Consider the following 13,831-nt stretch of genomic DNA (forward strand, 5'->3'; position numbering starts at 1 on the left):
AGGGAGATACAATGATTGAAGTGTGCAGATTAACCAAAAGGCAGATAGACCCTTCATCAAAACAAATGCCAAAAGAGTTAGAGCAAGTCAAAATCTTTTCTATGACCGTTGGGCATGGAATAGGAACCGTTGATTATGTGGAATGTGTTGGGAAAATTGAAGAAGACGACTACACCAAAATGCTTAAAGAGTGTGATGCTTACACCCAATTCAAATTGGGAAATTTAAGTAAATATTTTGAGATTGAGATTTTTCCTGAACACGCACAGAAATTATATCCCTCTATGCCAGAGTGCTTTTTGAAAGAACTCTTTTTAACATTACGCGAAGGGTATATCGTAATAAGGAAAAGTCTATGAAAAAAGCAATTCTCATGATTGGTAATACGCTAAGAGGCGATGATGGTATCACCACGTACCTTGGATATTTGATTGAAAAAGAAAATATTGGCTGGAAAGTGTTTTATGGAGGAGATACTCCTGAAAGTGAATTTCATAAGTTAAGAGAGTTTGCTCCTGATGTGATTGTGGTTGCAGATGCAATGACAGGAACAAAAATAGGAAGTGTTGAGGTCATTGATATTAGTGATCAACGAGAGTATATGTATTCAACACACAATTTGCCTATGCCTATTCTCTTAAGCTATTTAAAAGGATTTTGTCAGGTTGTCCTCTTCTTAGGACTTAATGTAGATATTGAAAAAGTACTCGAAATCAATCCTTCTATCTCAGAAGAAGCAAAAGTAACAGCGCAAAAAGCGCTTGAGAAGATGTTTGAGATCGATGCAATTTTTGATGAGCAAAAAATCAGTTAAAGGAAGAACAATGTTATCACCAGCAGAAACAGCACAATCCGTATCTGGCGGATTACAGCATAAGGCGATGATGCCCTTAATTAGCGTCATCTTTTTATCTATTATGGCAGGCAGTTCGATTGCTCTGGGCGATATTTTTTGGGCGCATTCCACCGTGGGTGTGGCAAAAGCAGCCGGTCCTGGAATCGCAAACTTTATCGGTGGTATCGCTTTTTCCGTCGGTTTGATGATGGTAGTCTTCTTTGGCGGTCATCTCTTCACCAGTTCGGTTTTATCCGGTGTTTCAACGTATGACAATAAATTACCCATCGCAAAAATGGCTTGGTATTGGATTATTGTATGGGTTTTTAACTTTGCAGGCGCCGTTTTGACTGCTTACATGTATTATAAATCTAATCTGCCATTAAATTATGATGGTGAAATTTTAAAACACTTTGTTGGACTTGGTGCTGGTAAAACATCTCTTGGTTTTGAAGCAGCCTTCATTCGTGGTATTTTTTGTAACGTGTTTGTGTGTATGGCTATTTGGGCGGCAACAGCAGCATCGGATACGGCTGGAAAAATCTTAGCGATTTGTTTTATCGTGGGTGCATTTGTTGCCTCAGGATACGAACACTGCGTAGCCAATATGTTCATTATTACTGAAGGTCTTTTTGCAAAAGCACATTATCTTGCTCAAGTGGGTGGCGATATGGAAGCTCTTTCACATTTGACACATGTATCGGTTGAGAAAATTCAAAATCTAACGGTTGAAAACTTTTTTATTAAAAATCTCTTACCTGTTACATTAGGCAATATTTGTGGTGGTCTTTTCTTTGTTGGACTCATCGGTTTTATGTCTCATAAGCCTGATATGAACAAGGCTCATTAAGGAATTAGCCCTCAAAAGAGGGCTAAATATGAAAATCTAAAAGTGAGAAACTGCGATGTTAGAGCAAGAAAACAATGCAATGAGACTGCAAAGAGGTCATCATCATATGATGCAAAAAACTCTTTTCATCTCTTTTTTGGCTATTCATCCACTCGTAGAGAAGGAGGGTGCAAAAACGCACTCTCAACATGATGTGGATAGAGGTGCTTACGATCAGTTTTATCACTATGGCGTTGATACAACAAAACGTCAAAGAATTGAGATGATAAATAAAAAATATAGGCTCAATTCGCACGTTTAGATTTTACATGTAAAAAAATGAATCGGCATTGATAGCGTGAAAAAAAGGAGTTTTTTGTAAGACAAATATCGGTGTTAAGAATGTGGTTAAAGTATGGAATATACGGGGAAAACATATGACATGTATCCCGTAGAACATAGTTTTAAAAGCTTGATTTTTTAAATCTTGAGAGTTTGTATAACTCTAACATAATAAAGGAAAAAAAATGAGTACATCACGTGTTATCTGCCCTTACTGTGGGACAGGATGTAATATTGATTTGCATGTGGAAGACAATAAAATTATTAGCGCTGTTGGTACAAAGAATCATCCTGTTAATGATTCTCAGTTGTGCCCTAAAGGGATGTTTGGTTGGGATTATGTAGGTGCGAACGATAGATTAAAAACCCCTATGATTCGCAAAAAAGATGGAAAATTTTCAAAAGATGGTGAATTAGTGGAAGCAACGTGGGATGAGGCTCTTAATTTGGTTGTCTCCAAGTTTAAAGAAGCAAAAGAAAAATACGGTCCTGACTCTATTGTTGGCAATTTTTCGGCGCGCTGTACACTTGAAGAGAATTATTTGTCGCAAAAATTTATGAGAGTTGCTATTGGCAGTAACAATGTAGACCATTGTGCGCGTGTATGCCATGGTCCAACCGTTGCCGGCTTAGCAAGAACCATTGGAAGCGGTGCATCAACGAATAGCTTTATTGAAATTGGTTTATACAGTAATTGTGTCATGATGATTGGTTCTAACCCCGCTAGTGGACACCCGATTGCGGCGATGCATATTCAAAGAGCGCTAGACCGTGGAGCTAAACTTATTGTCATTGACCCTATCAAAACAGAGTTTGCCCAAAAAGCAGATGTGCATTTACAATTGCCGCCTGAGCATAACATTCCTATTATGAATGCCATGCTCAATTATATTATTGCGAATGGTTTGTGCGATGATGAGTTTATTGCGAAATACACCACAGGGTTTGATTATGTCAAAGAGGCTGTCAAAGAGTATACGCCTGCGTATGTTTCTGCTATGACGGGTGTGCCAAAAGAGTTGATTGAAAAAGCAGCACATCTGTATGCAACTATCAAGCCAGCGGCAATTTCACACGGCATGGGCGTGACCCACTTTAATCATGGTGTCGGCAATGTCTATGATGTCTCAAACTTGTTTTTATGCACAGGAAACATTGGGTATTTAGGCGCTGGAGATCATCCTCTTCGTGGACAACAAAATGTCCAAGGTGCCTGCGATATGGCAGTTTTACCTAATATTTTTCCGAATTTAAAACCTGTGAGTGACCCAGAGGCGAGAGCGTTTTATGAAAAATTATGGGGATGCAAACTGGATGACAAAATAGGCATTCATAAAACCCAAATTCCCGATGCCATTATGAATGGAAAAATTAAAGTCTTTTATACCATTGGTGAAAATCCTGTCATTTCAGAACCCAATACCAATCACTTCTTAAAAGGGTTGGCACATCTTGATTTTTACGTTGTACAAGACATCTTTTTAACCGAAACGGCACTCAAAGCGGATGTCGTTTTACCTGCCGTTAGTGGAGCAGAAAAAGATGGTTGTTATGCCAATGCAGAACGTCGTATTCAACGCAATCATAAAGCGGTTAATGCCGTAGGCAACGTCAAACAAGATTGGCAGATTATTTCAGAAATCGCAAGGCGTTTAGGAGCTAAAGGATTTGAGTATACCTCAGTTGAGCAAATTTGGGAAGAGGTGCGCATTTCTGATCCTGCTCGTTTTGGCGGTATGAGTTATGAAAGGTTGGAGAAAGAAAATGGCTTGCATTGGCCATGTCCAACTTTAACGCATCCAGGTACACCACTCATGTATATGGATAAAAAATTCTATACACCTGACCAAAAAGCACGTTTTGCACCTGTGACATTTGTGGATGAAAAAAGTGCAATACCCGAAGCGCAAAAAGCATTGGCTGAGAAGTTAAAACTTCCTGAGGGGTATCCGCATATGGTTGGCTCCGTAGATGAAAAAACAGATGAATCGTATCCTATCAAACTTTTGACAATGCGTAAAGTATATCACTATACCGTAGGTACTATGACACGAAGATCACCTGCGTTGGAGTGTGGTGCGGATGTTTTTGGTCCAACAGCAGAGATTAATCCCCTAACGGCGGCAGAGTACGATGTTGATACGGGTGATTTTATTGCAGTAGAAAGCCGTTATGGTTCGATTGCCATTAAAGTGGAAGTGACTGAGATTGTGCCTAAAGGCATTATGCAAATGGCATTTCACTACTGGGAAGCACACTCCAATGAGTTTACGAGCAATGGTTTAGATGCCATTTCTTTTACGCCAACCTATAAAGCGGCGGTGAAAATGAGAAAGATTACTTCAGAAGAGTATTTTGCGACATTGATGGAGAAAAAAGAGAAATTTTATTCTCAAAAAATTATTTATGAAGATCACCATCATCAATAAGGAAAGATTGCATGGGGTACAAACTTGTACCTCATGCATAATCTTTTGACTATTAATATGTCCATTTTGCATATTAATAAAAAGGAGGAATAGATGTAATGAAAGATGATAGCGCACGTAAAAAAAAATAAATTTATGAAAGGAAAGAAAATGAGTACATCACGTGTTATATGTCCTTATTGTGGAACTGGGTGTAATGTTGATTTACATGTAGAAAACAATAAGATCATGAGTGCAAATGGTACAAAAGACCATCCTGTTAATGACTCACAATTGTGTCTTAAAGGACTTTATGGTTGGGATTATGTAGGAGCGAATGACAGGTTAAAAAACCCATTGATTCGTAAAAAAGATGGACAATTTTCCAGAGATGGAGAATTTGTAGAGGCTTCATGGGATGAGGCGCTTGATTTGGTTGTTTCCAAATTTAAAGAATCCATTGAAAAATATGGCAAACGTTCTATCGCAGGTAACTTTTCTGCACGTTGTACATTGGAAGAAAATTATGTCTCACAAAAATTGATGAGAGTTGCAATAGGAAACAATAACGTAGACCACTGTGCTCGCGTTTGACATGCACCTACAGTAGCCGGTTTGGCTAAAACAATAGGTAACGGTGCAGCAACCAACAGCTTTACAGAAATTGGTTTATACAGTAATTGTATCTTAATGATTGGCTCGAATCCTGAAAATGGTCACCCCATTGCGGCGATGCATATTCAAAGAGCGCTAGATCGTGGGGCAAAACTCATTGTGATTGACCCTATTATTACAGAAATGGCACAAAAAGCGGATGTTCATATTCAATTGCCTCCAGAACACAACATTCCTATTATCAATGCCATGCTAAACTATATTATCGCCAATAATTTGTGTGATAATGACTTTATTGCGAAGTATACCACGGGCTTTGACTATGTGAAAGAGACTGTCAAAGAGTACACTCCTGAGTATGTTTCAAAGATGACAAATGTGCCAAAAGAGTTGATTGAAAAAGCGGCGCATCTGTATGCGACAATCAAACCAGCAGCACTCACACATGGTATGGGTGTAACCCACTTTAATCATGGTGTCGGTAATGTTTTTGATGTTTCTAACCTCTTTTTATGTACCGGTAATATTGGTGAACTGGGTTCTGGGGATTATCCGCTTCGTGGACAACAAAATGTTCAAGGTGCGTGTGATATGGCTGTACTCCCTAATATTTTCCCGAATTTAAAACCTGTCACAGACCCAGAAGCACGTGCATTTTTTGAAAAAATGTGGGAGTGTAAACTGGATGATAAAATTGGCGTGCATAAAACGCAAGTGCCCGATGCAATTATGAGTGGCGAAGTGAAAGTGTTCTATACCATTGGTGAAAACCCAGTGATTTCAGAACCTAACACCAATCACTTCCTAAAAGGGTTAGCGCATCTTGATTTTTATGTCGTTCAAGATATCTTTTTAACCGAAACCGCACTCAAAGCAGACGTGGTGCTTCCAGCCGTGTGTGGTCCAGAAAAAGATGGCTGTTATGCCAATGCAGAACGTCGTGTTCAACGTAATCATAAAGCCGTTGATGCGGTGGGTAATGTAAAACAAGATTGGCAGATTATTTGTGAAATTGCAAAACGTCTGGGTGCAAAAGGCTTTGATTATAAAAATCCTGAAGAGATTTGGGAAGAGGTGAGATTGGCTGATCCTGCACGTTATGGTGGTATGAGTTATGAGCGCTTAGAAAAAGAGCATGGTTTACATTGGCCTTGTCCAACACTCGTGCATCCAGGTACGCCTTCAATGTATATGGATAAAAAATTCTATACACCTGACCAAAAGGCACGTTTTGCACCGGTTATCTTTGTGGATGATAAAAGCAAAATACCAGCAGCGCAAAAAGCGTTGGCTGAAAAGCTTAACCTTCCAGAAGGCTATCCTCATATGGCAGGTTCCGTGGATGAAAAAGCCGATAAAGAATATCCAATTGAGCTTTTAACGACTCGAAAAGTGTACCAGTATACCGTTGGTACCATGACACGAAAATCTCCTGCGCTTGAGTGCGGAGCTGACCTTCATGGTCCTGCAGCGGAAATCAATCCAGTAACTGCGGCAGAGTATGATGTGGAAGAGGGCGATTTTGTAGCGATTGAAAGCAGATATGGTTCGATTGCCATTAAAGTAGAAGTGACCGATGTGGTTCCAAAAAATGTGATGCAGATGGCATTTCACTATTGGGAAGGGCACTCGAATGAACTCACCAGTAACGGTGTCGATCCGATCTCTTTAACACCGACCTATAAAGCGGCGGTGAAAATGAGAAAGATTACTCCTGAAGAGTATTTTGCGACATTGATGGAGAAAAAAGAGAAGTTCTATTCTCAAAAAATTATCTATTTTGATGCGCATGCACATCATTAAGGTATCTGTTTAGGAGGGGCGAAAGCACCTCCTACTCTTTTACATGTAAAAGAGTAATCCCCTACCATTATTGAGGGATTTGCTTCAATTTTATGGAATTTATAGCTTCTTTTTTATACACTCTTTTCACTATTTTTGAACAGTGTTCTATCTAGTTTCTAGGTTTAGAAAATACATATCGAGGATTTTGAATGGAAAATTACGGCCTTTATTTTTGGGGATTTTTAGCACTTTATGGTGTGATTATGTACCTGCTCTCTCCCAAAGCCAGAACAATTGGCAGCTTCTTTAAAGGTGAAGACACCTTAGGACGAAGCGTCTCGACCCCTTTACTGATCAGCAGTATTTTTATCAGTTGGATTTTTGCAAAGTCCATCACCAATGCGGCAAATTTAGGCGCACAGTACGGCATTGTCGGCGGTGTGGCGTATGCGACCTATTGGTTATGTATTCCTGTGGCGGGGTTTGCGATTTACAGACTTAGACGCAAATTTGGTGCCAAAACATTGGTCGAATTTTTAACAACGAACTATGGAAAATGGGCAGCCTTTGCCTTTAGTGCGGCGATTTTAATTCGACTGTTTAATGAAATCTGGAGCAACACTGCTGTTGTAGGTGGCTATTACGGTAAAAATGGCAGTACGTTGTTTATTCTTGCCGCACTTGTTTTTACCTTGATTACGTTGGTCTATTCTCTGCGTGGAGGACTTCGTGGCTCCATTATGACGGATGTGGCGCAAGCGGTTATTTTTATTGCTTTATTGGTATGGGTGATGAGCGATATTTTGCCACAAAATAGCTTTTCAACATTGATGGGCACAGGTAACTGGAAACTGGATGCTGGCGTGGATTTGCTCTTGGTGGCTGCGTTACAACTGTTTAGCTACCCGTTTCATGACCCTGTTTTAACCGATAGAGGCTTTATCTGTGAAGAAAAATTGATGTTAAAAGCCTTTGTGGTTGCTGGAATTTTAGGCTTTATAGCCATTGTGTTGTTTAGTTTTGTGGGTATTCATGCCAAACTCATTGGCTTAGGCGCAAGTTCCAATGTTCCAGCCGCCTTAGCCACCTCTATGGGTGTAGGAGCCATGCTGTTGATGACCGTCATCATGGTAATTGCGGCGGGTTCAACGCTGGATTCAACGTTTGCGAGTCTTTCCAAACTGGTGGGCAAAGATTTGGCCGAATTAGCAGGGCATTCCCTTGGCGTAAAAGCCATCAGTGTGGGCATGATCGCTATGGTTGCGTTTGCAATTTTTGGCAATATCCCGATGTTTTTTGGAAGCGATATTTTAAAAGCAACGACCATTAGTGGCACGATGATTATAGGGCTCGCACCCGTGTTTATGCTTCACGGATTTGTCAAACCAACGGCACTAGGCTTTCATCTGAGTTTTTGGTGTGGCATATTGGCGGGTATTTTACTGGTTCTTGGTGTTTTACCTGATTTTTTAAAGATAGGGCACGGTGCTTCTGCGATGCTTTTAGGGGTTAATTTCTATGGCTTGATCCTTTGCACCATCGTTTACCTTGCACCATCATTCCTTACACCAAGCAGAGCGTAACCAATGCAGTGTCCCCTTGATTATGCGCTCAGCTTTGATGTGACCCCAACACAGCATTGCGATACACTCTATGTTGTTGGGGGATTGTACGGTAATGGTGAAGCTTTAGAGGCGTTAAAGCGCAGGATTGAACCAGAGGCTTTGGTTGTCTTTAATGGGGATATTCACTGGTTTGATGCAAGCATTGAGCTTTTTGTGCGCATTGAAGAGGCGATTGCTCCCTTTGTCTTACTCAATGGCAATGTTGAGATGGAACTCTCACGTGAGGTAAAAAGTGGTGCAGGATGTGGGTGTTTTTATCCAACGTGTGTCAGTGAAGAGACCAAAGCGTGGGCGCATGAAATTCATGCCATTTTAAGCGAAATGGTCGATACGCATTTACCTTCTTATAAAAAGAAATTTCAAGAACGTAAAACCTGTTTAAGCGTTTTGGTAGGTGAGCACACCGTTGCCATCACGCATGGAGATGAAACATCGCTTGCAGGGTGGAAGTGCTCAAGGGAAAATTTGCGAAAAGAAGCGAGGCAAAGGGCGCTTAATGCATGGTTTAAAACCAATCACTTCAGTGTTTTAGCCTCGTCGCATACCTGTGAAGCCGCACTTTTAGCACTAAAAAATGGGGTGTTGATCAACAATGGAGCGGCAGGTTTACCCAATTTTAAAGACTTAGGCTCAGGGCTTGTGACGCGCATCAGCACCACGCCCGCACCCAAAGCACTTTATGGAACACGTTTTGAAAATCTTTTCATTGATGCCATCTGTTTGGAGTATGATTTTGAAGCGTTTAAACGTCAGTTTTGTACGATTTGGAAGGAAGAGAGTCCTGCATCACGTTCGTATTGGAAACGCATCACACAGGGGGTCAATCAAGCGCCAAACGAGGCAGTGATTGAGCCCAAAAATCTTTACATGTAAAGATTATGAAAGCGTGACACCACAACAGCTTGACCCTGCACCTGCTGTACATGCGTAGCAGTGTTCACAAAAAACAATCGGGCGTTTGTGCTCATCTTCATGGAGCAGTTCATCAATGTAGCGTGCTCCTTGGATGTTTAATCCGAGCATTTGGTTAAAATCGCAGTCGTAGAGTTGCCCATCATACCCCACAGAGATTTGGCTACGGCACATCATGTTTTCAAGCGTTGCCGCATTGAAATGAGACTCCAGCAGGGTTTGGTAACGCTCATGTTCATTGTTCTGCTCTAGCGATGCATAAAACCGCCCAATAGGGGCATTGGTAATCGTGAAAAGATGGTTAAAGACAATCCCTTCACTTTCTTTTAAAACACGTTTATAGTCTGCTTCAAGCCCTTTTTGATCGCCTGGTAAAAAAGCGCCGCCTGGATTGTAGACAAAATCAAGCACAAGATGTGCATCGCTTCCATACCCAAGTGCATTGAGGCGTTTAATGACAGCAATAGAGTCTTCATAGACACCACGTCCCCGCATTTTATCGACATTATCTTGTGTATAACAAGGAAGTGATGCAACAAGATTGATCTGGTGTTGCGCGTAAAAATGGGCTAAATGGGTATACGGTTTTTCCTGTAAAATGACCAAGTTGGTTCTGACAATAATATGCTTAACGATGTGAGACGCTTCGCTTACAAACCATTCAAAATGCTCATTCATCTCAGGCGCACCCCCTGTAATATCCAGCGTGGAAAAGGAGTGTTTTTTTAAGACTTCTAAGATGGTCTTCATCACTTCAAGGCTCATGGTTTCGGTGCGTTTGGGACCAGCTTCGACATGGCAATGCTGACACGCAAGATTGCAGACTTTGCCCAAATTGACCTGTAACGTTTTGAGTTTGGCGGTCTGTTTAAAGGTTTCATTGTGAATTCTATCGCTAAATTTCATTGGCTCTCTTTGTTCCATTTTAGTTTACATGTAATGATATAGTGTCTTGGTTGTAATTTGGCTAAAAAAGAATGTTTTCTAGGCGGATAAAGTTTAGAGTATCTCCGCAATTTTAGCGATTAATGGCGATTCATAAAGGCTTCGGTATCTTCTGTCGATAGTGGTTTAGAGTATAAATATCCTTGTATTGCATAACAACCATGTCTGAGTAAGAAATGCTTTTGTTCTTCTTTTTCGACACCTTCGGCGATGACTTCTAAGTGTAAATTCTTAGCAAGTTCAATAATGGTTTTTGTAATGGCAACATCATCGTTTGCATGAGGGATATTATCAATAAATGATTTATCAATTTTTAGTCCACTGATGGGTAATTTGCTCAGATACGAAAGAGATGAGTATCCTGTCCCAAAATCATCGACGACGATTCTAAAACCTAACGTACAGAGTTGATTGAGTTGTTCAATGACCTCTGCGGGGCGTTGCATAAAATGTCCTTCGGTGATTTCCAAGGTAATTGAGCTCACAGGGCAATGTATTTGTGTTAAAAGTGTTTTGATGAAGTCATAGCACGTAGGACTTTCGAGATGTTTTATAGACATATTAATAGAAAGTTGCCCATAATTTTGTCCGTTTTTAAACCAACACTCACTTTGTTTCAACGCGTTTTTGATAACCCACTCATTGAGTTCTATCATAAGACCCAACTCTTCAACCATCGGTAAAAATTGATATGGTGTTAAAAAACCTTTGGTTGGATGTTGCCATCGTATAAGCGCTTCCAATCCTATTAACGTTTCTGTTTTGGCATTTATTTGTGGTTGATAGTAGAGTAACAACTCATCTTTTTCAATGGCATCTCGTAACTCTTTGACAAAATTCATTCTCTCAAAAGCGAGCTTGGTTAAAGATGCATCATAAAAGCTGTAAGAATGTTTTTGATCTCGTTTGGCTTTATACATAGCTGCATCTGCATTTTTAAGTAATGTTTGTGCATCAAGACCATCATTGGGAAAGAGGGCAATACCAATACTCATTTGAGGAAAAACAGTTTTATCTGCCAATATTAATGTTTGATTTTCGAGGCTAATATCTTTGTGTATGATATGAATAATATCATTTTCATTTTGTATATCATCCAGCAAAATGACAAATTCATCACCGCCAAGGCGTGCTATCGTATCGCTTGTACGAAGTTTAGATTTAATTTTATTGGCAATTTCAATTAAGTATTTATCGCCGATATGGTGTCCTAATGAGTCATTAATAAATTTAAAATCATCTAAATCAATAAATAAAATGGCTATTTTCTGTTTTTTACGTTCGGCAACTTCTATCATCTTCTCTAATCTATCAAGCAATAAAAAACGGTTAGGCAATCCTGTTAAAGGGTCATGAAAAGCTTGATGCTCTAAGCGTTTTTTCTGGCTTTTTAAAAGTATCTCTGTCTCTTTTTGATCCGTAACGTCAATAGTTGCACCTGTGAGTTTGATAGCTTTCCCATACTCATCAAAGATTGTTTCACCTTTTTGAAACAGATAACGCATTTCACAGTAATCATCTCTTTGCAAAATAGCACGTAGCGTGATTCCTTTTGTTTTTACGCCTTTAGGCAGATAGTCAATAGAGTCATAAATGATGTGTCGGTCTTCTGGATGTAATGATGTTAAGTATGTTTCAAGTGTGATTTTACTCTTAGTGGGAATTCCCATAATGTGATAAAACTCATCGGATGCACGAATAATTTTGGTCTGCAAATCGAGCTCCCAAGTGCCAACATGGAGTAATGTTTGTGTGGCAACAAGTAATTGGCTTTTTTCTTGCAACTGCTGGGTCAGAATCACTTTATCGGTAATGTCATTAATTCCCCAAAGTACTTCATCATGATTTTCAACTAAAGTGCCCGAGATGTGACACCAAAAAAAAGTTCCATCTTTTCGCTTAAATTGATAATCTATTCGAGTGGGTGTACCACTAAGGGCAGGTTTAAAGGCTACATCAAAAAAATTTTGAAAGGATTGAAAACTAATATGGAGCATCGCTTCTGATTGACCGCATAATTCATCTTTTGAATAACCAAAAAGCGTACAAAAATGACGACTGACATCAAGGATAATGCGTTCTTTATTGACAACAAAAATCCCTGTGTGCGCATTGTTATAAATGTGCTGAAACCATCTCAATTGGTCGCGTTGTTTTAAGTTACCCATTTCTTATTATACACTAAAGACGAATTAATTTAGAGCGAGGTTAGCATTGTGCATACCCTCATATTTATCCTTTTACATGTAAAGGATTTATCGCAAGACTTTCCATGCTAAAAGTATAAGAATACCAAGTACAATCCAATGCGTTGTAAGAAGAATACCAATAAAGATAATGGACAAAAAAAGTGCCGTATAACGGATGATTTTTGTAGTCGCAAGTTTATACGCTGCTAGAAGCGCTATCGTTGCATTGGCGATAAAAAAGCCATCGGCAAGTGCGACTAAATCTTCTGTGGTAAACAGATGCGCATACACCAGCCCTAAAACAATAGCGTTAATGGTACATAAAAAAAGCGTCGCATAAATAGGTGCACCATTGCCAAGTCGTTTCTGTAAAAGAAAGAGCACTCCTTTAGATTTCGATGTTAATCCTGCAATAAGTCTTGATACGCCACCCACAAAGAGTAAAACCGTACTAAGACACAAAAGTGTTGCCAAGACTCCCATAACCAAAGGACTGGAAGAGCCAAAAAGAGGAGCGATAAGTGCCGTAATAGCTGTGGAAGGCTCAAGCGCTGCAAATTGGATAGCACAAATCACTAGAAGATAGATAATCGAAATTATAACGGCACTTATTTTGACGGCTTTGGGTATTGTAAGCGTTGGGTCTTTGACTTCTTTCGAGTAGTTACCAACGACTTCCCAACCAACAATCGCCCAAAACGATAGTAATAAAGCTCTTGCAATAATTACGCCATCAAAAGGCGTATGAAACGAAATACTGGTCTCATGACCCAATAAAATTGCGATGCTTCCAAGGCTTAAAATAATTCCAATGAGCGTTGTGACGATTAGGGAGAGCGTACCTAGAAAATGAATGGGACGCAGAAGTGCAAAAAAAGTAAACAGCAACATCCCTAAGGCAATGACATTGACGTCTATACTAAGAAGTGGTTGAATGAAGTGCGCCCCTACATAGTAAACTGCAACTGGACCAAAGCAAACAGCGCTAATCAGATAGTAAGACGTAAGGTATTTAAGTTTGGTATTGAAGGCATCTTGTACGGCATTAATCACCCCTTCATCCCCTGGAAATTTGATACTTAAATTGCCAAGCACCAAAGCAAAGGCAAATCCCAACGCTAAAACGACAAGCCAAACAAAGATGGAGAGATTACCCGTGAGGTCATAAACAATAGGTGGTAAAAGAATGATGCCAGAACCTAAAATGGGGCCTATCATCAGACCTGAGAGGGTGAACGTATTGAGCTGTTTTTTCATAGAATTCACTTAAGAAAAATTGAGAAAAAGTGTAGCAAAAGGAAGCTATGAGCCAGCTTTTTTAGAATCAAAAGGTTTTACATGTAAAA

At 39.8% G+C, this 13,831-nt stretch carries 11 protein-coding genes; 8 read left to right on the forward strand and 3 right to left on the reverse strand.

What is annotated here, in order from left to right; all coding sequences use genetic code 11:
- Positions 1–11: 11 nt before the first annotated feature.
- The 8 genes from AC5SLP_RS05190 to AC5SLP_RS05225 all read left to right on the forward strand — a co-directional run bounded on the left by AC5SLP_RS05190 (position 12) and on the right by AC5SLP_RS05225 (position 9,312).
- Entirely contained in the window at positions 12–359 is a 348-nt protein-coding gene (locus AC5SLP_RS05190) for a formate hydrogenlyase maturation HycH family protein (protein ID WP_495254084.1), read from the forward strand.
- Positions 356–814 (forward strand): hydrogenase maturation protease, encoded by a 459-nt coding sequence (locus AC5SLP_RS05195; RefSeq protein WP_495254085.1) that lies wholly within the window; start codon positions 356–358, stop codon positions 812–814. The genes AC5SLP_RS05190 and AC5SLP_RS05195 overlap by 4 nt, the downstream gene beginning before the upstream one ends.
- Before the next feature lie 10 nt (positions 815–824).
- The gene (locus tag AC5SLP_RS05200; RefSeq protein ID WP_495254086.1) at positions 825–1,685 is read left to right on the forward strand and encodes a formate/nitrite transporter family protein; all 861 of its coding nucleotides are present in this window, start codon (positions 825–827) and stop codon (positions 1,683–1,685) included.
- Between the two features lie 55 nt (positions 1,686–1,740).
- A complete protein-coding gene (locus tag AC5SLP_RS05205) occupies positions 1,741–1,986 on the forward strand; it encodes a hypothetical protein (RefSeq protein ID WP_495254087.1) in 246 nt (81 codons plus the stop codon).
- 205 nt (positions 1,987–2,191) lie between these two features.
- Positions 2,192–4,435, forward strand: coding sequence for a formate dehydrogenase subunit alpha (gene fdhF, locus AC5SLP_RS05210; protein WP_495254088.1), 2,244 nt, complete (start codon positions 2,192–2,194; stop codon positions 4,433–4,435).
- A gap of 150 nt (positions 4,436–4,585) precedes the next feature.
- Positions 4,586–6,832, forward strand: a complete 2,247-nt coding sequence (locus tag AC5SLP_RS05215; RefSeq protein WP_495254089.1) for a molybdopterin oxidoreductase family protein — start codon at positions 4,586–4,588, stop codon at positions 6,830–6,832.
- A 191-nt stretch (positions 6,833–7,023) separates the two neighbouring features.
- On the forward strand, positions 7,024–8,397 hold the full coding sequence (locus tag AC5SLP_RS05220) for a sodium:solute symporter (protein ID WP_495254090.1): 1,374 nt from the start codon (positions 7,024–7,026) through the stop codon (positions 8,395–8,397).
- A gap of 3 nt (positions 8,398–8,400) precedes the next feature.
- Entirely contained in the window at positions 8,401–9,312 is a 912-nt protein-coding gene (locus tag AC5SLP_RS05225) for a hypothetical protein (RefSeq protein WP_495254091.1), read from the forward strand.
- Positions 9,313–9,315: 3 nt separating this feature from the next.
- On the opposite strand, the gene arsS is transcribed toward AC5SLP_RS05225, so the two are convergent.
- The 3 genes from arsS to AC5SLP_RS05240 form a co-directional block, all read right to left on the reverse strand.
- Complete coding sequence (gene arsS, locus AC5SLP_RS05230) at positions 9,316–10,257, reverse strand: arsenosugar biosynthesis radical SAM (seleno)protein ArsS (protein ID WP_495254092.1); 942 nt, start codon at positions 10,255–10,257, stop codon at positions 9,316–9,318.
- 119 nt (positions 10,258–10,376) lie between these two features.
- The gene (locus tag AC5SLP_RS05235; protein ID WP_495254093.1) at positions 10,377–12,464 is read right to left on the reverse strand and encodes an EAL domain-containing protein; all 2,088 of its coding nucleotides are present in this window, start codon (positions 12,462–12,464) and stop codon (positions 10,377–10,379) included.
- An 87-nt stretch (positions 12,465–12,551) separates the two neighbouring features.
- Positions 12,552–13,742 carry an APC family permease gene (locus AC5SLP_RS05240; protein ID WP_495254094.1) on the reverse strand — a complete coding sequence of 397 codons (1,191 nt, stop codon included), beginning with the start codon at positions 13,740–13,742 and terminating at the stop codon, positions 12,552–12,554.
- Positions 13,743–13,831: the final 89 nt, after the last annotated feature.

The sequence above is a fragment of the Sulfurospirillum sp. E15m genome (genome assembly GCF_059415145.1).

Coding starts and splice junctions, on each gene's coding strand:
- AC5SLP_RS05220 (WP_495254090.1), top strand. CDS start 7,024: ATGGAAAATTACGGCCTTTATTTTTGGGGATTTTTAGCACTTTATGGT.
- arsS (WP_495254092.1), bottom strand. CDS start 10,257: ATGAAATTTAGCGATAGAATTCACAATGAAACCTTTAAACAGACCGCC.
- AC5SLP_RS05195 (WP_495254085.1), top strand. CDS start 356: ATGAAAAAAGCAATTCTCATGATTGGTAATACGCTAAGAGGCGATGAT.
- fdhF (WP_495254088.1), top strand. CDS start 2,192: ATGAGTACATCACGTGTTATCTGCCCTTACTGTGGGACAGGATGTAAT.
- AC5SLP_RS05235 (WP_495254093.1), bottom strand. CDS start 12,464: ATGGGTAACTTAAAACAACGCGACCAATTGAGATGGTTTCAGCACATT.
- AC5SLP_RS05205 (WP_495254087.1), top strand. CDS start 1,741: ATGTTAGAGCAAGAAAACAATGCAATGAGACTGCAAAGAGGTCATCAT.
- AC5SLP_RS05200 (WP_495254086.1), top strand. CDS start 825: ATGTTATCACCAGCAGAAACAGCACAATCCGTATCTGGCGGATTACAG.
- AC5SLP_RS05190 (WP_495254084.1), top strand. CDS start 12: ATGATTGAAGTGTGCAGATTAACCAAAAGGCAGATAGACCCTTCATCA.
- AC5SLP_RS05240 (WP_495254094.1), bottom strand. CDS start 13,742: ATGAAAAAACAGCTCAATACGTTCACCCTCTCAGGTCTGATGATAGGC.
- AC5SLP_RS05225 (WP_495254091.1), top strand. CDS start 8,401: ATGCAGTGTCCCCTTGATTATGCGCTCAGCTTTGATGTGACCCCAACA.